We start from the raw sequence: 18,988 nt of genomic DNA, 5'->3' as shown, positions 1-18,988 counted from the left end.
GTTCTCCTCAGGCGCGGAAGATGTCGCGGTCGATGCCGGACGCCTCGAACAGATGGTCGCGGCTTGCCTCCAGCTCGCCGCGCAGCTTCGCCACGTCGAAGCCTACCAGTTCGCCCTTCCATTTGCGGATGCTGCCGGCGACGATCACCGTATCGACGTTGGAGCGCTCCATCAGCGTTACCACCGCGCCGGTGACGTGGTTGAGCGGCGCAACGTTGATGGCGGTGGCATCAAGCATGACGATGTCGGCTTCCTTGCCCGGCGTCAGGCTGCCCGTCCGATGATCGAGCTTGAGGCCCTTGGCGCCTTCGAGCGTCGCGAAGCGGATCACGTCGCGCGAGGTCACCATCGCCGCACAATCGGTCCGGCCGCCCAACGCCTCTTCGTTGATGAAGGCGCGCTGCAGGGTCATTGCCGAACGCATCTGCGTGAACGGGTCGGCCGTCATGGTGCATTCGACGTCGGACGACAGCGACGGCTGCATGCCGAGGTCCAGCGCCTTCTGGATGGGGGGCATGCCGTGGCGCATCGTCATCTCGATGGGAACGGAGAGCGAAACGTGCGCTCCAGCGTCGGCGGCCGCCTGCCACGCCATGTCGGACATGCCGGTCATGTGGATGAAGATGTTGTCGGAGCCGAATTGGCCGCTGCGGGCTAACTCATCGAACACCGGCTGCATCCCGAAGGTGCCGACCACGTGCAGAGCGATGGGCAGACCCAGCTCGCGCCCGATCTTCCATGCATTCTCGTAGCCGGGGATATAGATCTCCCCGCCCATGACCATGGTTATAAGGCCGTCATCGGAAGAGAAGTGCTCGGCGCGCAGACGCCTGGCATCCTCGGGATACTTGGCCCGGTCACCCCAGCCCTCGAAATAGCCGAACACCGCGCGGCGGCCGGCATCCTTGAGCGCCTGCACCACCGCGTCGGAATGCTCCGGCGAATGGTGGATCTGCGACACGTCCATCACCGTCGTGACGCCGGCATCGAGTTGCGCGATGGAGCCGAACAGCTCGTTCACATACACATCGTGCGGCCGATAGACCATCGAGAACTTCTGCAGCATGTGTTCGTAGTAGTTGAACGCGCTGTGCGGCTGACCGTCGTTGACGAGGATGCAATCGGCAAGAAAGCCACGAAGAGCGGTCTCGAACTGGTGGTGGTGGGTATCGATGAAGCCAGGCATGACGATCATACCCTTTGCGTCGATCACCTCGGCATCGCCCGCGTCCAGCTTCCGTCCCACCGCAGCGATCCTGTTGCCGTCGATCAGCACGTCGCCCACGACGAAATCACCGACCGAGGCATCCATGCTGAGGACGTGCCCGCCGCGCAGGAGGAGCCGGCGGCCCGCCTCGCCTGAACGCGCCGGCATCGGTATGGCGGAGGGGCGGGCAACCGCTGAGGCAGAAAAACCGCCGCCAGCTGCCGCGCTGTGGTCGGCCGGGGCACGCCCCAACTCGCAGAATCTGCACATGATTTCTCCTCCCAAAGAAAACCGGCCAATGACAGCAACATGACCCAAAGTCATGCTCCATCAAAATTTTCGCTAGGCGAAAATATTTTCGTTGCAATGGTAGGTCGCAACACGCGAGCGTGTCAATGCAACAATCGAGCGCTACGGCCTGCCGCGAATGCGGAAGTACCTCGGCGTGCGAGGTCAGCGCGTGCCGATGATGGATTCGAGAACGGGGTATCGCGACAGCGTCTGCGAAAGGCGGGCGGCAGATGCACGCAGTTCGGGAAGGCGGTTCTTCAACAGATCCTCCGCAGTCAGCAGCCCCGAATAGCCCGACGAGTTGAGCGCTGCGATCGTGCGCCCCGACGCACCGCGGATCGGCACCGCAAGCGCGGTGATGCCGTAGTCAAGCTGGTCGACCGTGGTCGAGTAGTTCTGCTCGCGTACGCCCTCGACGATCTCGCGCAACTGTGCCTTGTCGACGACCGTCTTCTTGGTCAGCGGCACCGGGTCGACATCGCGCAGATAACGGTCGAAATCCGCGTCCGGCAGACCCGCCAGAAGCACGCGGCCGAGCGAGGTTGCATGGGCAGGGTAGCGTGCGCCAACGGTGGCGGTCGGTCGGCGCGCGCGTTGCTCGGAATAGTGCGCAACGTAGAGCACGTCATGTCCTTCGAGCGTTGCAACCGACGAGGCGTCGCCGAAGGTGCTCACGAGGTGGCGCAGTTCCGGCTGAAGCACCTCGTCCACGCGGGCAGAGAAATAGAAGGCCGAGCCGAAGCTCATCACCTTGGGCCGAAGGTGGAACCGCTTGTTGGTCTGGCCGACATAGCCCATCGCCTGAAGCGTAATCAGGCTTCGCCGCGCCGCCGCAGGGCTGAGCCCGACGCGGCGCGCGACATCGCTCAACGTCATTTCTGGATGCTGCGAATCGAAGCTCTCGAGAATCGACAGCCCCTTGGCCAGCGCCTCCACGAACTCGGAGGGCCGCTCGGCCTTCGCATCCTCGTCGCGCATCCAGTGTTTCCCTCTCTCAGTCGCCCGGCGCGAGCACGAAATCGAAGTTGATCATCGCGTCGGGCTGGCGCTCCAGCGGAAAGTCGCCCGCCTTCGCAGCCTTGTATGGTTCGAGCTTGGCGATCAATGACCGGCGCACGCCGAAGACCGCGTCGTTGTCTACATATTCGGTGTTTTCGAAGAAGACTTCGGTGACGATGCCGCGCATCCCTTCCGCCCGGATCATGTAGTGCAGATGAGAGGCCCGCCACGAGTGACGGTCGCCAGCACGCAGCAACTCGCCGACGGGGCCGTCATAGGGCACGGTGTAGGGCTTGGGCAAGATGGTGGTGTAGTAGTAGCGGCCCTGGTCGTCGGCCTCGAAGAGGCCGCGCAGGTCGTATTTGTCCTGCCCCTCCTCCTGGATCGGATAAGTGCCGGAGCCATCGGCCTGCCAGGTATCGACGATCGCGCCTGGGATCGGATGGCCCAATGTGTCGCGCACGACGCCGTGGCATAGCACGGAAACGCCTTGCCGGGGACCGGCGAGGTCTGCGCCCAGCGGCTTCCTGGGCGCATTGTCGAGATAGAACGGGCCGAGATTGCTGCCCTCGGTGGCGCCGCCGCGCGTGTTTATCATGTCCACCAGTGCGGAGAAGCCCAGCACGTCGGACAAGAGAATGAACTCGTGCCGCTCGGGCGTGGAAATCTTCCCGCAATCGTAGAGGAACATCAGCACGCGCATCCACTCCTCGTGGGTGAGGTTGGTTTCGCGGGTGTAGTCGTGCAGATGGTCGATGAGACTCTCAAGCAGGAACTTGAACCGCGAGCCTTCTTCCGTACGGAAGCTCTTCTTCACGGCTTCGGTGATCGTGAACTGATTGATGTCGCGCATCGCGTGTATCCTCCCGGCTCTCTCGATAGCAGCGCCCGGCATGACATTCCACAGCCGGCCGTCAGGCTTGACAGGAAGGTAGATCGCGCCATACCTTTCCGACAAGAGAAAAAAACTTCGCAATGCGAAAATTTGGAGTTTGCATGCGCATCGGCAAGCAGGAACAGGCGTTCACGGCCATCGCCACTTCGGATGCGGAAAGCATAACGATACGCGGCAACGACCTGTGCGCGGACCTGATCGGCAAGATCGACTTCACCGACTATTTCTGGCTGCTGGTCCTCGGCGAGCGTCCGACCGACGTGCAGCGCGCCATTACCAATGCGTGCATGGTGGCAATTGCGGAGCACGGACTGGTGCCGAGCGTGCAAGCCGCACGCATGACGCTGGCGGCAGCGCCCGAAGCCTGGCAGGGCGCAATGGCCGCGGGCCTGCTCGGCATGGGCTCGGTGGTTGCCGGAAGCTCGGAAACCGCCGGCCGCTATATCGTCGAGGTGCTGGACGAAGGCCGCAAGCCCGGCTCGAACCTCGATGACGCGGCGCGTCGCGGCCTTGAGGCGCTGAAAGCGCAGCGTGCCAAGGTGCCGGGCATCGGCCATCCGCAGCATAGTGCCGGCGATCCGCGTGCCGACAAATTGCTGTCGCTGGCCGACGAACTCGGCGTGACGGGCGACCATATCGGCTGCCTGCGCAAGATCGCCGAACTGGCTCCCACCATCATGAACCGGCGGCTGCCCATCAATGTGTCAGGCGCGATACCGGCTCTTATGCTCGATGCCGGATGGCCGCTCGAGGCGATGAAAGGCATTCCGCTTCTAGCGCGCGCAGCGGGACTGGTCGCGCATCTCTACGAGGAATCGCAACGGTCCATAGGCTTCATCATGTCTCATAAGGCCGACATGGCAATCGCATATGACGGACGCGGCTCGAAGCCCGCTTCCGAGGCCTGAGGACGAACCGATGACCAAGATACTCAAGGATATCCGTGTCGTCGAAATGGGAACCTACATCACCGGCCCGGCCGCAGGCATGCACCTGGCCGATCTTGGTGCCGACGTCATCAAGGTAGAACGCCCCGGCGCGGGCGACCCGTTCCGCGCCTTCAAGGGCGGGCTCTATTCGCCGCACTTCCAGACCTACAATCGCAACAAGCGCTCGATCGCACTCGATACAAACAAGATGGACGAACGGGCGACCTTCCACGATCTCATCCGGACCGCTGACATCTTCATCCAGAACTTCCGCCCCGGCGTTGCGGAGCGGCTGGGGGCCGGAGCGGAGGAACTGCAGCGCATAAATCCCGGCCTCGTCTACTGTGCCATCACCGGCTTCGGCCAGAGCGGCCCGTCACGCGACCGGCCCGCCTACGACACTGTCGCGCAGGCGGCGAGCGCCTATCTGCGCCTGCTGACGCCCCCGGCCAATCCGCGCGTGATCGGTCCCGCGATCGCCGACGCGGTAACGGGCCATTATGCAGCGCTCGGCATCGTTGCGGCTTTGCTGGAACGTTCAAAGACGGGCAAGGGACGCCGCCTCGACATTTCGATGCTGGAAGCCATGTGCCATTTCAACCTCGATTCCTTCACGCACTATTTCAGCGTCGGCGAGGTGATGGGGCCGCTCAGCCGTCCGATGGTTTCGCAGTCCTACACATTCGCCTGCTCGGACGGGAAATGGATCGCCATCCACCTGTCATCGCCGCAGAAGTTCTGGGAAGGGCTGGCCGCCGCTACCCAACAGCCCAAGCTGTTGACCGACGAGCGCTTTGCCGAGCGGCTCAAGCGGATCAACCACCAGCAGGACCTCATCGACATACTGACGCCCGTCTTCGCCACGCGCTCGCGTGACGAATGGTGCACGCTGTTGCTCGAAAACGAAGTGCCGCATTCGCCTGCCTACGATTCCGACGAGGCACTTGAAGACCCGCAGGCAAAGCACCTGCAGATCGCGGTCGAGGCGACCCATCCGCAGATGGGCCCGTTCAAGACCGTGCGTCCGCCTTACAGCTTCGACGGCGAGGCCGACCTCGAAGTGCTTCCGCCCCCCGTGCTCGACGAACATGGCGACGAGATAAGGGCGGAAGTGGCGAAACGGCTGGCGGGCTGAGGACCCGCCTTTTCAAGAATAACCAGGGAGGAACCGAAATGAGAAAACTTACCGGACTGCTGCTTGCAAGCGTCGTAGCCTTTCCAACCGCCGCGATGGCTCAGGAAACGATCAACCTGACGGTCGCGTCGAGCCACCCGCTCACCATCCCGTGGGTGGGCATGATCAAGTCGCATTTCATGGCCGAGACCGACCGTATCCTCGCCGAGGGCGGCAATTACAAGATCGAATGGCAGGAAGCCTTCGGCGGTCAGCTCTACAAGGCCAATGCCACGCTTTCGTCGGTTGAAGAGGGTGTCACCGACATTGGCTGGGTCTTCTCCTTCCTCGAAGTGGCCAAGCTGCCGCTTAGCCAGGTTTCGAGCTATGCGCCGTTCTCAACCGCCAACCCGCCGGTTCAGCTCGAGGTGATGGGCGAACTTCTGGAAAACAACGAGGCTTTCCGCAATGAGTGGGAGCAATACAATCTCAAGGTACTCGGGCTGACCGGCACCGACGGCTACGACATCTACACCAAGCAGCCGATCGAAAGCCTGTCCGACCTCAACGGCATGAAGATTTCGGCGCCCGGCGTGCTGGGTTCATGGCTGCGCGGCACAGGTGCCAACGCTGTCGATGGCGCGCTGACGACCTTCTATACCGACATCCAAACGGGTGTATCAGACGGCGTCCTGTCGCTGGCGCTCGGCGTGTTGCCGGCCAAGCTTTATGAGGTCGCCCCTTACATCACCCGCGTGCGCATCGGCACGGCCTTCTCGGGTGCGGTTGCCATCAACAAGGACAGCTGGGACGGACTGCCCGAAGAGGTCCAGAACGCGATGGTCGAAGCCGGCAAGTTCTACACCGACGCGCATGGCAAGAACCTGCTCGAGGCGCATGAAGCAGCCTTCGGCAAGATGGTCGAGCTGGGCGCCGGCCAGAACCCACCGGTGACGGTGAGCGAAATGTCGGAAGAAGATCGTACGGCCTGGGTGAACGGGCTGCCCGACATCGCCGGCGAATGGGCGGCGGATGGCGAAGCCCGCGGCCTGCCTGCACGCGAGTTCCTCGCAGCCTACATGGAAGGGTTGCGTGCGCGGGGCGAAACGCCCGTTCGCGACTGGGACAAGAGCGAGTAGGGCAAGCGGAGAGCCATCGCCACGCGGACGCTGACGATGCATCAACAAGAAGAACCGGCCGGCGCTCCCCCAACGGATCGCCGGCACGTCGGGCCGGCTGCCAGGCTCTGGGCCGCGCTGGTAGACGGCATGGCCGCGCTCGGCACCCTCATGATCGGGTTGCTCATGGCGATGATCTGTGCGGACATCGCCGCGCGCAACATGTTCGGCAGTTCCCTCCCGCTCATTTCCGAACTCGGTGCGCTTACGCTGGTGATGATCGTCTTCCTGCAGTTGGGAACGACGATCCGTCACAACCGGCTTGCACGGATTGAGTTCTTCCTGCTTTGGCTGGAGCGCAAGAGCCCGCGCATGCTGGCATTGGTCAGCGGACTCTGGGAACTCGCGGGCGTCGTCGTGTGCGCCCTCATCGCCTGGTCGACGCTCGGCATACTGCGACGCGACATCGGCAGCATGGACTTCATCGGCGTGACAGGCGTCATGACGGCACCCACCTGGCCGTTTCGTGTGCTGATCCTCGCGGGCATCGCCGTCGCCACCATCCAGTTCCTCATTCGGGCCCTCGCCCAGTTCAGGCTGGCGGCAGCCGGTGGAGAGCAGACACGATGACGGGCATCGAAATCGGCGCTCTGGCGCTCGTCGTCATGATGGTGCTGATCCTGATAGGCATGCCGATCGCGACAGCGATGCTGCTGGTTTCGTTTGCCGGCGTCTCTTTCATCCGAAACGAAACTGTGGCGCTGCGGATGATCGGCTCCGTCGCCAATGACAGCCTTCGCGAATACCTGTTCGCCGTCGTGCCTCTTTTCGTGCTTATGGGTCTGCTGGTCACGGTATCGGGGCTGGGCAAGGATACGTTCGATCTCTTCGAGCGAATGCTACGCCGGTTGAAGGCAGGCCTTGGGGTCGCCACCGTCGGCGCAAACGCCGTTTTCGCCTCGATCACGGGTATTTCGATTGCATCGGCTTCGGTGTTCTCCCGCATAGCCGTTCCCGAAATGGCGCGTCACGGCTATTCCACGCGTTTCGCCACGGGAGTCGTGGCGGGAAGCTCGGTGCTGGGCATGCTTCTGCCGCCGTCGCTTCTAATGATTATCTATGCCGTGCTGGCTGAAGAATCGGTCGGGCGCATGTTCCTTGCAGGCGTTGGTCCCGGCATCCTTCTGTCCCTCATCTTCGCCGTCGTCATCGTCGCAATGGCATCCTTTCGTCGTGACTGGGTGTTCGACCGCAAGGTGGTCGGCATTGAGCGCGACGCATTACCGGAGCCCACCTTCGTGGCGCTGCTCGGCAAGGGCTTTCCAATCGTAGCGCTGATCGTGGTCGTGCTGGGGGGCATCTATGGCGGCTTCCTCAACCCGACCGAGGCGGGGGCCGCGGGCGCGCTGGGCGCGCTCGTCATCGCGCTTTTCCGGCGCTCGCTGACGCCGGGCAGCTTCTGGTCGCTGATGGTGGAGACGGGCCGCATCACCGTGTCGGTGCTGTTCCTCATCGTTGCCGCCACCTTCTTCAGCCGCATGTTGGCGATGTCCGGACTGCCGGCCCATCTGGCGCAGGTGCTGCTGGGTGATTTCATCGGTCCCTACGGCTTCCTGTTCCTGTTTCTGCTGCTGGTCATTCTGCTGGGCTGCTTCATCGATTCCATCTCGATCATGCTGATCCTGCTCCCGATAGCCCTGCCGGTGGCGCGCGAGGCAGGGTTCGACCTGATATGGTTCGGCGTGCTGACCGTCGTCGCGGTCGAGATCGGCCTTTTGACCCCGCCTTTCGGGCTTTCGGTCTACACGATCAAATCGGCACTGGACGACAAGACGCTCGCGGTGGGCGAGATATTCCGCGGCGCGCTGCCTTTCATCGGCGCGATGCTGCTCTGTCTGTTTATCCTTATCGCCTTCCCCTCAATCTCCGTCTGGCTTGCGAGACTTTAATGACGAATATCCTTTGCCTTGCCGGCAGCCTGCGCGCGGCATCCTCCTCCCGTGCGGTCGTCGCCACGATCCGCGACCGACTGGAAGGAACGGTCGAGACGACCGGTTTCGAAATCGGGGCGCTGCCGCACTACAACGCCGACCTCGACCCTCCGCCCTCGATCGTGGTGGAACTGAAGGCGGCTATCGACCGAGCCGACGGACTGGTTATCGTAACGCCGGAATACAACTACAGCGTTCCCGGTGTCCTCAAGAACGCCATCGACTGGGCCTCGCGCCCCGGCTACGCTTCAGTGTTCAAGGACAAGCCGATCTTCATCGCATCGGTGTCGGGAGGTGCACTGGGCGGTGTTCGCGCGCAGGCGCATCTCAAGAACATCCTCGGCGGCGTGCTGGCCAACACCTTCGTCTGGCAGGAAGTCGTCGTGACGCACGCCAGCACCAAGGTGAAGGATGGCCGCCTTGCAGACGAACCGACAGAGACGTTCCTGTTCGAAGCGCTGAACGCGTTTATAAAGGCGCTGGAAAGCTGATCGCGCAACCAGCGGCGTGACGACGACAGGAGGAATGCCGTGGAGATCGTCGAAAGCCTGCGCAGCGCGTTCGAGATAGGCCGGCACAGCCTGACGGAGCAGAGCCGTCAGAGCAGCGACATGGGCAGGTACGTGGTCGAACGCCTCGTCTTCCATACGGCAGGCGGCGAGGCGGTTCGTGGCGTTCTCACGCGACCGAGCAGCGATGCCCCTGCGCCTGCCATCCTCTACCTCCACGCCCACGGCGCACGATACGACATCGGCGCAGGCGAATTGCTGGACGGCCGACCAGCTTTGCAAGCCCCGCTTGGGCCTGTGCTGGCCTCGATGGGCTTCGTGACGCTGGCCATCGACATGCCCTGCTTCGGCGAGCGCGCGACGATAAGCGAAAGTGCCGCATCGAAGGCCCTACTTTGGAACGGCAGGTCGCTTGCCGGCCAGATGATTGGCGAACAGGCTGCGATGATCGACTGGCTTGCGGCGCGCCCCGACGTGGACGCCACGCGCATCGGCGCCTTCGGCATCTCGATGGGCGCGACGTTCGGCTACTGGCTGGCGGCGGTCGACGAACGCATCGCCTGCGTGGCGCATCTGTGCTGCTATGCCGACTTCGCCGCTCTTATCGAAACCGGCGCACACGATCTGCACGGAATCTACCTCACGATACCCGGCCTGCTTAACATCGCATCCGGCGGCGAGACCGCCGGGCTTATCGCGCCACGCCCGCAACTGATCTGCATCGGCGATCTGGACCCGCTGACGCCGCCGGCTGCGGTGGATCGCGCGCTTGCCGAGACGCGCGCGGCCTATGCCGCTGCGAATGCCTCAGACCGCCTCGTGCTTCATCGAGAACCGGAAACCGGGCATCGGGAAAGCCCCGCCATGCGTGACGCGGTGCTGGCGTTTCTGTTGGCGCATCTCAAGGGGTCGTGACAGCCTCTATCCTCAGTCCGTCGACACCAAACAGGTGGAGGTCGGCCGCATCGAAGCGGAAATGCACCGTCTCGCCCGCGCTCACCTTGTGCTGGCCGCCGAGCACGGCAAGCATTCCATCCCCGTTGGCCGTGGTGGTGTGCACCACAGTTTCCGAGCCTAGCGCCTCGACCAGCTTGACCTGCGCCGGGATCCCGCCTTCCCCGTCTGAAACCAATCGCAGGTGGTGTGGGCGCAGCCCGACCGTAACCTCACCGTGGGCAGCTGCAGACGCCGCCTGCACCTCCAGCGGACCTGCCCCTTCCAGCCGGATCGCGGTCTTGCCGGCACGCGTTTCACCGATCTTCGCCGGGAGGAAATTCATGCGCGGCGCGCCGATGAAGCCAGCGACGAACAGATTGGTAGGGGTGTTGTAGAGTTCCAGCGGCGAGCCGACCTGCTCGATGCGGCCGGCGCGCAGAACCACGATCCTGTCGGCCAGCGTCATCGCCTCGGTCTGGTCATGGGTTACGTAGATCATCGTCGCCGAAAGCCGCTCGTGCAGTGCAGCCAGTTCGGCGCGGGTCGAGATACGCAGTTCGGCGTCGAGGTTCGAGAGCGGCTCGTCCAGCAGGAAGGCAGTAGGGTTGCGCACGATGGCCCGACCGATGGCGACACGCTGGCGCTGGCCGCCTGAAAGCTGGCCCGGCCGCCGTGCCAGATAGGGGGCGATGTCAAGCATGCGTGCCGCCTCGGTGATGCGCTGGTCGATCTCGGCGCGCGGCATGCGCGCATTCTCCAGCCCGAAGGCGAGGTTCTGCCGCACCGTCATGTGCGGGTAGAGGGCGTAGGACTGGAACACCATCGCCAGGCCCCGATCGGCGGCTGCGACGCGGGTGACGTCCTTTCCGTCGATCGAGATCGTACCGGTGGTCGGCTGGTCGAGCCCGGCGATTAGCCTCAGGAGCGTGGACTTGCCGCAGCCTGACGGGCCGACGAACACGATCAGCTCGCCCTCGGCGATGTCGAGGTCGACATCGTGCAGCACCTTCACGGCGCCGAAGGCTTTCGCCACCTTGCTTAGGGTGATGCGGCTCATCTTCGCTCCCTATTTCAATCCGGTACCGGCGATGCCGGTGGTGATGAAGCGCTGCAGGAAGATGAACACCAGCACGACGGGGATCATGGTCACGACGGTCATCGCAAGGATGAAGTGCCATTGTACGTTGAGCTCGCCGGCGTAAGTGTTGAGACCGACCTGCAGCGTGTAGAGTTCGCGCCTCGACAGCACGATCAGCGGCCAGAGGAAGTCGTTCCAGCGCCACACCACGGAGAAAATCGCCAGCACGGCCAGCGCCGGCGCCGTCAGCGGCAGGACGATGCGCCAGTAGATCTGCCATTCCGACGCCTTGTCCATGCGCGCCGCGTCGATCAGCTCGTCGGGAATGGTCAGCATGTATTGCCGCAGCATGAAGACGCCGGTCGGCGTCGCGACGGTCGGCAGGATCACGCCCCAGAGCGAGTTGAACAGCCCCATCGCGGAGATGACTGAATAAAGCGGTACGATGATGACTGACAGCGGCACCATCAGCGTCGCGATCACCAGCATCATTACGGTCGAACGGCCGCGGAAATTGTATTTCGAGAGCGCGAACGCCGCCATCGAATTGGTCAAGAGCGTGATGATCGTGGCCATCACGGTGACGAAGACGGAATTCCACAGGAAGCGCAGGAAATCGTTGGCAACCAGCGGCTGGACATAATTCTCGGTGGCAAAGGACACGGTGCGCTGCGGGGTGCGCTGGTTGATGTTAACGCGGATAACCTCGGCCGGGTCGGCAGGGTCGACCATCTGCGCGACGATGCCGATACGCCGGACTTCCGCCAGAACGCGTTCCGTGCCGTCTTCCAGCGTCACGCGATAGAGCGGCAGAGGCTGGTCGTAGCCCTCAACGGTGACGAGTTCCGTGACGTAGGGCAGGATGGTCGGCGGGAACTCGGCAAGCGCCGCCGGGGTCTTGAAGGACGAGTTCACCAGCCAAGCCGCCGGCCCGAACATCACCAGGAAGCCGGCGATCAGCCAGAACCAGGTGAACACGTCGGTCCAATGCCAGCGCTCGCCGCCGCGCCGGCGCAAGAGGAAGGCGGAAATCCTGCTCATGTCTTGCCGCTCCGTCTGTCGTTGCGGCGCGCCACGCCAAGCTGGAACAGGGTAAGCACGATCAGCACCAGCCCCATCAGGATCGAGGCCGCCGAGGCGAGGCCGGGATTGCGCAGATGAGAAGCGAAGCCGATCTCGTAGATGTACTGCGTTATAAAGAGGGTGCTGGTGCCCGGTCCGCCACCTGTCAGCACATAGACCTCGTCGAATATCTGCACGGCACGAATCAGCGTCAGCACCAGCACGACCAGCAGATTGGGCATCAGCAGCGGAAGGGTGATACGCCAGAACACGCGCACGGGCCGCGTGCCGTCCATTTCGGCCGCCTCGTAGAGGTCCTTGGGGATTGCCTGCAGGCCCGCCAGCAGGATCAGCGCGTAGAAGCCCATATGCGCCCACACGGAGACGGTGATCGCCCAGAAGAAGGCCCAGTCGCGCTCGACCAGCCAGTTCACCGGCTCGCCGCCTGCCGAATAGAGCATGAAGTTCAGCAGCCCCTCACGCTGCAGGATCCAGCGCCAGATGAGACCCACGACGACGGGAGACAGCAGCACGGGGAAGAAGAACACCGCGCGCCAGAAACCGCGCGCCTTGAGCTCGCGGTTTAGGATCAGCGCGGTGACCAGCGCGACGCCCACCATCAGCGTGACCTGCAGCACCACGAACCAGGCAGTGTTCCACACGGCGGTCCAGAATAGGTCCTCACGGCAGCTTCTGGGGTCGAGATAGTTGGCGCAGGAAAACAGGCGCTCGTACTGGTCCAGCCCGACGAAGGTCCGGTTGGTCAGGAACAGTGCGTTACCGCCCGTCATCGAGTAGACGATGTTCACGAGCAGCGGAAAAAGCACGAACACGCCGAAAATCAGCATGTTCGGAGCGAGGAAGAACGCTGCCATCGCGTTGGTGCCGCCCAGCTTCTGAAGGGCACGTAGCGGGGGATCGATGGCGCGCGCGAGCCAGCCGAGCGGCGCCGCGATCGCGGCGCCGCCCAGTGAGATTAGGCGATTGTTGGGCTTGTCCACGGCCAGCCCTGCCGGCTTAGTTGCCGGCTTCCGCGACCTGGGCCGCGATGTCCTCGTCCATGCGCGCGAAGGCTTCGTCGAGCGTCAGCTCGCCGGCCATCACCTGGCTGATACGCGTGACCAGCACGCCATAGACCGGGGTGCCCCACTTCCAGGCCGGAAGCGCGTTTGCGACTTCGCTCACCTTGCTGGTCGCCTTCACGAAGGCGTCGAGCGCGGCCTTGACGTTGGGATCGTCGCTCTGGAAATCAATCTCGCCAGCGATGACGCCCTTGTGGGCGGGCAGGAAAAGCGTGCGCTCGGTGAACTCGCGAACGACGTCTTCGCTGGCGAGGTAATCCATCACCTTGCCGACTTCTTCCGGGTTCTGCGTGTACTTGATGCCGACGAGCGCGGCACCGCCGGGCAGGCCTGTGCAGGCGGCAGGGCCGCAGGGCGAGCCGGTCGCGACCCAGTCGAACGCATCGCCTATCTTGGTCGAAAGGTTGGCGATCTGCCAGCTGCCGGAATAGTAGTAAGCGATCTGGGCGTTGATGAAGTCGTCCGCGGCAGCGCGGTAGGTGGTGCCAGCCGCCGAAACCCAGACCTCTTTGTTCATTCGGCCGCTCTCGGTCCATTCCACCAGCTTGGTGGTGAATTCCTTGGTGGCATCATCGATCGGGGCGGGAAGCCTGTCCTCGCCGATGTAGTTGGCGCCGTAGGAAATATTGGGCGCCGAGATGCGGTGGCCGGTGCGGTCGATCGCGAAGGCGGCGTTGAGCTGCTGGCTGTCCTGCACCTTGCCGGCCGCCTCGACCCACTCGTCCCAGGTCGCGTCCTCGCCCGGCAATTCCACGCCGGCCTGCTCGAACAGCGTCTTGTTGGCGAAGCCGCCGGTCAGCGTAAGCTGCGTCATGAAGCCCGGAATGATGTCGGAGCCGTCGGGGCGCATCCAGTCGAACTGGTCGCCTAGATTGGTCTGCCAGTATTCCGGATCCTCGATATAGGGGGTCAGATCGAGCCAGTGGTCCGCCAGCGTCTTGATGTTGGTGACGCGAGCGATGTCGGGCCCTCGGCCCGCCTCTAGCTCGATAGGCAACTGCTCCTGGATCACCTGATAGGCGACATTGTCGAGAATGACGTTGATGCCGGGGTTTTCCTCCATGAAGCGGTTGAGCAGGTCTTGGATGACCTCGCCTTCCACGCCATCGGAATACCACATGACGCGAACGTCGCCCGCGAAAGCTACGGTCGATGACATCAGGCCCGCTGTAAGGGCCAACAGTAGTTTTCTGCTTTTCATCGTATTCTCCTCCGGTTTTGCGGCTCCCGATCCGCTTGAATTTCTACCTCAACGCCCGCCGCTCAGGCAGGGTCCTTCAACAGGACGGCGTCTCCCTTCACCGTCCATAGCGAGGGATCGATCAAACGACCCTCGGCCTCCACACGTCCGTCCGGATGGAACCGGACGACACCATACTCCGGATCGTCCACCAGCAGCAGGCCGTCCTCTTCGCGGCGGAGTGTTATGGCGGAAAAGTTTCGCGCAAAGGCGTCCAGCTTTCCATGCCGATCGACCTGTCCGAGACGCACGATCCATGAAGTCTTGCGACCCTGCACCCGCAACTCGTTGCCGGCCGTCGGCCCGCGATCTACAAGCTGCAAACCACCACCGGCCCTGAGCTGGAGCAGAGCGTTTCCGCTACGCGCATGAGCCGTGTCTCCGTCGATCCCCACCTCGTCGAAAATGCCCTTCGGAAACCATGCGTGCGTGAAATCTGGTTGCTCGGCAGCGCAATCAAAAAGCAAGACGGCTAGGCCGCGATATTGCTGGACGCGCGGCAAGGTGCCGGAACCGCCCCAGTATGACGGCCGGCCGTAGCCCGAATGGATCGTCTCTCCGGGATGGTTGATCCAGACCTGTGCATCGGCGTTGTCGCCCATCCGCAGATGCAGCACCGTTTCCTGATAGCCCCATTCATTCCAGCGATAGGCCACCGCCGTGCCCATCGCCCAGTCGCGCGTCTTGCAGTGGTACAGCTTGGCGATGCGGCCCTGCCCCTGTGCGAAGCACCATTCCTGCGCGCCGGGCGAATCGAAAGATGCGATGTCCGCCAGCGCCTGAGGGATTTCGAGGCCGTGATCTCGCAGGCATAGCGCCAGTTGCGGCAGCGCGTGAAACCGCATGCCGTAATTGCCGCTGCCCCAGACCATGCGGGCTATGCCCGACAGCTCCAGCGACCGCGCCGCGCGCAGCGTATGTTCGTAGGAACGGCCCTGTGCACCGGTCAACACGCCACGATGGGCCGAGCGCGCGACGACTTCGACAAGACGGATGATTGCAGCGCACGCCCGTTTCCTGACGTCTTCGTCGGGCGCAAGGGCGTAGAGCGCTGTAAGTCCCTTGAGATCGATGGGGAAATACGGGGCCGAGTTGAATTCAGCCATCTCCCATTGCTCGAAATGGTCGAGCCATGCGCGCACGCGAGCAAGGCCGACAGCCGACTGATCCTTACCGGACCGGCCTGACCGGACGAAGCGTCTTTCTGGCAGCACGTGGCCAGCGAGATAGGCGGCCGTGTGGAATAGGAGCGCGTGGTTCTCCGAAAAATACCACTGCACGTCGTTGCCCGGCTCATCCATCCAGTAGCGATACCCGAGGATTGCCGCGTCGATGCGCTCGACCAGCGCGGGAGTGATGGTATCGGCGTAGGAATGGCGGCACCACAGAAGCGGCACAAGAATGAAGTCGGCGCAGTCATGACAGTCTTCGATAGCCGGCAACGCGCCTTCGATCATCGCGTCGGTTTCGGTGCCACCGCATCCCGTAGCAAGCCGCGCCAATGCGCGTACCGTGTCGGCCTCGGCGTGCAGCGCCACCTCGTCCAGCGCTTCGGTCACGCGCGCCGCCAGTGCCTTCGGCGCAGCGCCCTGCCGGGCGGCGTGGCAAATCTCGACGCCGAACACGCGCGATGCGCTGAAGCCGGAAGCCGTCAGGGTCACCTTGAAGTGACGAAAGTCGGCCGGCAGGTCGTTCGTATCCGCTATGGGCAAACGGGCCTCGCCCGCCCTTAGGCCGCGCTGCAGCTTCAAAGGCTCCTCGATGGACATGAAGTCGCCCTCGACCACCACGGATACGTCGGCATCCACCGGCAATGGCGCCGCCGTCAGCAGCGCCACTTCACCGTCGACATAAGACGGCTTCTCGAAATGCATCGCCTCCAGCGCGTCCTCGATCGCCGCAGCGATTTCCCCTTGCGCGGCGGTGGGCAATGCGTGTTCGGCCGTCGGACCTTCCAGATAGTCGAGCTGGAAATAGTAGCGCGCGTCACGCTCGGCCAAATCGTCGAACCACAGCGCGATCTCGTTCGCTCCGGCGGCTAGATCCGCCTCGAGTTCGACTTCGGTTTCGAGGTTGCGACCGTAGGGCGCCATCCAGCCCACCTCGGCGCCGTTGACGAAAAGAACCGCCCCACCGCAGGTGCGCAGGCGTAGCCGGGCGCGGCCGGGAGTAGATGCCGCGATGACCGTGCGTGCCCATGTACCGATGACGGTGGGACGGAACCAGAAGCCTGAGAGATCGACACGCGGCGAGCCGAATGGCAGCCAGTTGCGCACCGCCGCGAACGCGCCCTGCGGGAGCGGCCGCTTGCCGCGCCGATCTGCGATGAACTGCGTTCGACAGGGATATTCGTGCGGGATGAAATTCTTGTGCTTGGTCAGGAAGAAGAAGGGGTCCATCTCCCCCTTCATCGGCTGGTCGGGTACGTCATAACGCTGCTCGGCCGTTGCGCCGAGCTGCCAGTAGACGATGGGCGAGCCGGCTGCGAGCGGCCGGCGCAGCGCGAAATCGCCCCTGACGTGCCCTGTTGCGTTCATCGCAGCCTCTCGACAGGGACGGGAGTGACGTCGTTATAGGCCTGGTTCTCGCCGGTCATGCCCCACACGAAGGCGTAGGGGCCGGTGCCGCTTCCCATGTGGATCGACCATGCCGGCGAGAGCACGCAGTCGCCATTCGCCACCATTAGGTGTCTCGTGTTGTCCGGCCGGCCCATCAGGTGAACGACGCGGTCCTCCGCGGCCATATCGAAATAGAGGTATGCCTCCATGCGGCGCTCATGCAGGTGCGGCGGCATCGTGTTCCAAACGCTGCCGGGCGCGAGGTCGGTGATGCCCATCAGGAGCAGGCAGGATGGCGCGACTTCCGGGTGGATGTACATGGCGAGCCGCCTTTTGTTGGCGCGCTTTTCCTCGCCAAGATCGAGCGGCTTGGCCTCCGCCTTGCGGATCAGGCGGTGCTCGATATCCGCGCCGGCCGGCACGGAGTTCATGTAGAACCATGCCGGCCTTGCGGCATCCTCGCTTTCCAGCACCACTTCCTTCGCGCCGCGCCCCACATAAAGGATGTCGCGGTTCTCGAGTGCAAAACGCCTTCCGTCCACGGTGATCGCGCCCGGACCGCCGAGATTGGCGATGCCCATCTCGCGCGCGGTGAAGAAATGCGGCGTGCCGACATCCTTACCGTCGCCGAAGGAGAGCTTCGCACCAGTCGGCACCGCACCGCCGACGATCATCCGGTCGACATGGGTGTAGGCGAAGGCAAGCTCGCCCTGCACGAACAGCTTCTCGATGAGGAACTCCGCGCGCAGCCGGTCCGTGCCGTAGCCGTCGATATCGCCCGGGCCTGCGCCGTAGAGAACTCTCATCGTCATGCTGCCTTGCCTTCTTCCTTTTGCTGCGCGTGGATCAGCCCTTCCGTCAGACACAGGATCGCCAGCGCCTGTCCGTACCCCGTGGGCTGGATGGGTATGTCGCGGTAGAACTGCAGATCGTGGCCCATGCGGGTGCCGTAGGACACGTTGCCCAGCACGCCGTCGGCGCCTATGTTGGTAAGAACTGCTTCCAGTGCACGGCCGCCTGCAGCCCCGCATGCCTGCGGCCCGAAACCCAGCCGAGCGGCCTTGAGAAGCCCGTATCCGAACCCGGCCGTTGCCGACATTTCCTCATAGGACGACGGGTCGTCCAGCAGCGTGCGCCATGCGCCCGACGGCACCTGCAGCTTCAGCAGCGCCTCGACCTGGGTTTCCCATATGCCCAGGAGGTAGGACCGGAGCGGCTCTGCCACGTCGCAAAGCTCGATCAGGTCGAGAATGCCGACGGTGATCCACGCATTGCCGCGCGCCCATAGCGCACGGGCGAAATTGTGCCGCCCTGCAAAGGTCCAACCGTGAAACCAAAGCCCGCTCTGCGGATCGGCAAGATAACGCGAGTGGACAAGGAACTGGCGCTGCGCTTCCTGCACCAGCTCGGGCTTGGCGGCGGCGCTGCCGTAGCAGGCAAGGAACAGACCGGCCATGAACAGCGTGTCGTCCCACAGCTCGTCGTCGTTGACCTTGTCGGATACGTCGTGCTGGAAGCCGCCTTCCGGCGTACGCGGCAGATCGCGCATCACCCGCTCGGCCCATTCGGCGAGCGGCTTTTCCCATCGGGGATCGCGGGTTTCGCGCCACAGCAGCGACAGCGCGAGCATCGGCGCGGTCGTGTTGATGTTCAGCGGCGGCAGCCCGGCGTCGATGCGGCGCTCATACCAAGCCTCGATCGTTGCGCGCAGCCCGGCGTCGCCGGTGTAGAGCCATAGCCGAACGAGCCCATAGAGCCCCACGCCCTGAGGCCATTCCCAGGAATCAAAGCTGATATAATCGCCCGCGCTGCCGTCGAGATTGGGCTCGTCGAAACGTCCGTCATGCCGCAGTTCGGTCATGCCACGGACCAGACGCTCCATATGCGCACGTATCGTTGCTGCCGACGAAGCCACGTCTCCTCCCGTGTCGCTTCCGTGTGGACATGACAAGTTCCACACTGCAAAGAGTTGCGCAATC

Annotated in this window: 17 protein-coding genes; 7 read left to right on the top strand and 10 right to left on the bottom strand. The window is 63.5% G+C overall.

Annotated features, from left to right (window positions below; all coding sequences use genetic code 11):
- Window positions 1-7: 7 nt before the first annotated feature.
- The 3 genes from FY036_RS09085 to FY036_RS09075 form a co-directional block, all read right to left on the bottom strand.
- A complete protein-coding gene (locus tag FY036_RS09085) occupies window positions 8-1,477 on the bottom strand; it encodes an amidohydrolase family protein (protein ID WP_148914395.1) in 1,470 nt (489 codons plus the stop codon).
- A gap of 183 nt (window positions 1,478-1,660) precedes the next feature.
- Window positions 1,661-2,476: an IclR family transcriptional regulator domain-containing protein gene (locus tag FY036_RS09080; protein WP_148914394.1), complete on the bottom strand. Its 816-nt coding sequence runs from the start codon at window positions 2,474-2,476 to the stop codon at window positions 1,661-1,663.
- A gap of 16 nt (window positions 2,477-2,492) precedes the next feature.
- Window positions 2,493-3,350 carry a dioxygenase family protein gene (locus FY036_RS09075; protein ID WP_148914393.1) on the bottom strand — a complete coding sequence of 286 codons (858 nt, stop codon included), beginning with the start codon at window positions 3,348-3,350 and terminating at the stop codon, window positions 2,493-2,495.
- A 143-nt stretch (window positions 3,351-3,493) separates the two neighbouring features.
- Between FY036_RS09075 and FY036_RS09070 the strand changes: the two genes are divergently transcribed.
- From FY036_RS09070 to FY036_RS09040, 7 genes are read left to right on the top strand one after another with little or no spacing between them, the layout of a single operon-like run.
- Window positions 3,494-4,300 carry a citryl-CoA lyase gene (locus FY036_RS09070; RefSeq protein WP_148914392.1) on the top strand — a complete coding sequence of 269 codons (807 nt, stop codon included), beginning with the start codon at window positions 3,494-3,496 and terminating at the stop codon, window positions 4,298-4,300.
- 10 nt (window positions 4,301-4,310) lie between these two features.
- Complete coding sequence (locus FY036_RS09065; protein ID WP_148914391.1) at window positions 4,311-5,456, top strand: CaiB/BaiF CoA transferase family protein; 1,146 nt, start codon at window positions 4,311-4,313, stop codon at window positions 5,454-5,456.
- Between the two features lie 38 nt (window positions 5,457-5,494).
- Window positions 5,495-6,574 (top strand): C4-dicarboxylate TRAP transporter substrate-binding protein, encoded by a 1,080-nt coding sequence (locus FY036_RS09060; RefSeq protein ID WP_148914390.1) that lies wholly within the window; start codon window positions 5,495-5,497, stop codon window positions 6,572-6,574.
- Between the two features lie 36 nt (window positions 6,575-6,610).
- Window positions 6,611-7,183 (top strand): TRAP transporter small permease subunit, encoded by a 573-nt coding sequence (locus FY036_RS09055; RefSeq protein ID WP_148914389.1) that lies wholly within the window; start codon window positions 6,611-6,613, stop codon window positions 7,181-7,183.
- A complete protein-coding gene (locus tag FY036_RS09050) occupies window positions 7,180-8,502 on the top strand; it encodes a TRAP transporter large permease (RefSeq protein ID WP_148914388.1) in 1,323 nt (440 codons plus the stop codon). The genes FY036_RS09055 and FY036_RS09050 overlap by 4 nt, the downstream gene beginning before the upstream one ends.
- The gene (locus FY036_RS09045) at window positions 8,502-9,035 is read left to right on the top strand and encodes an NADPH-dependent FMN reductase (protein WP_148914387.1); all 534 of its coding nucleotides are present in this window, start codon (window positions 8,502-8,504) and stop codon (window positions 9,033-9,035) included. The genes FY036_RS09050 and FY036_RS09045 overlap by 1 nt, the downstream gene beginning before the upstream one ends.
- A 39-nt stretch (window positions 9,036-9,074) precedes the next feature.
- Window positions 9,075-9,968, top strand: coding sequence for an alpha/beta hydrolase family protein (locus FY036_RS09040; RefSeq protein WP_235897596.1), 894 nt, complete (start codon window positions 9,075-9,077; stop codon window positions 9,966-9,968).
- On the opposite strand, the gene FY036_RS09035 is transcribed toward FY036_RS09040, so the two are convergent.
- From FY036_RS09035 to bglB, 7 genes are all read right to left on the bottom strand, one after another.
- Window positions 9,955-11,046: an ABC transporter ATP-binding protein gene (locus FY036_RS09035; protein WP_148914386.1), complete on the bottom strand. Its 1,092-nt coding sequence runs from the start codon at window positions 11,044-11,046 to the stop codon at window positions 9,955-9,957. The two genes, FY036_RS09040 and FY036_RS09035, sit on opposite strands and share 14 nt — an antisense overlap.
- A gap of 9 nt (window positions 11,047-11,055) precedes the next feature.
- Window positions 11,056-12,108 (bottom strand): carbohydrate ABC transporter permease, encoded by a 1,053-nt coding sequence (locus FY036_RS09030; protein ID WP_148914385.1) that lies wholly within the window; start codon window positions 12,106-12,108, stop codon window positions 11,056-11,058.
- On the bottom strand, window positions 12,105-13,136 hold the full coding sequence (locus FY036_RS09025) for a carbohydrate ABC transporter permease (protein ID WP_407941150.1): 1,032 nt from the start codon (window positions 13,134-13,136) through the stop codon (window positions 12,105-12,107). The genes FY036_RS09030 and FY036_RS09025 overlap by 4 nt, the downstream gene beginning before the upstream one ends.
- A 10-nt stretch (window positions 13,137-13,146) precedes the next feature.
- Window positions 13,147-14,412, bottom strand: a complete 1,266-nt coding sequence (locus tag FY036_RS09020) for an ABC transporter substrate-binding protein (protein WP_148914384.1) — start codon at window positions 14,410-14,412, stop codon at window positions 13,147-13,149.
- Window positions 14,413-14,474: 62 nt separating this feature from the next.
- Window positions 14,475-16,988 (bottom strand): hypothetical protein, encoded by a 2,514-nt coding sequence (locus FY036_RS09015; RefSeq protein ID WP_148914383.1) that lies wholly within the window; start codon window positions 16,986-16,988, stop codon window positions 14,475-14,477.
- Complete coding sequence (kduI, locus tag FY036_RS09010; RefSeq protein ID WP_148914382.1) at window positions 16,985-17,821, bottom strand: 5-dehydro-4-deoxy-D-glucuronate isomerase; 837 nt, start codon at window positions 17,819-17,821, stop codon at window positions 16,985-16,987. Before kduI ends, FY036_RS09015 begins: the two co-directional genes overlap by 4 nt.
- Window positions 17,818-18,924, bottom strand: coding sequence for a beta-galactosidase BglB (gene bglB, locus FY036_RS09005; RefSeq protein ID WP_235897595.1), 1,107 nt, complete (start codon window positions 18,922-18,924; stop codon window positions 17,818-17,820). Before bglB ends, kduI begins: the two co-directional genes overlap by 4 nt.
- Between the last annotated feature and the right edge of the window lie 64 nt (window positions 18,925-18,988).

The organism is Neoaquamicrobium microcysteis (assembly GCF_008180155.1).
In the GTDB taxonomy this organism is placed as follows: Bacteria; Pseudomonadota; Alphaproteobacteria; order Rhizobiales; family Rhizobiaceae; genus Aerobium; species Aerobium microcysteis.
The sequence above is the reverse complement of the archived record's forward strand: the minus strand, read 5'-3'. Positions and strand labels throughout refer to the sequence as shown.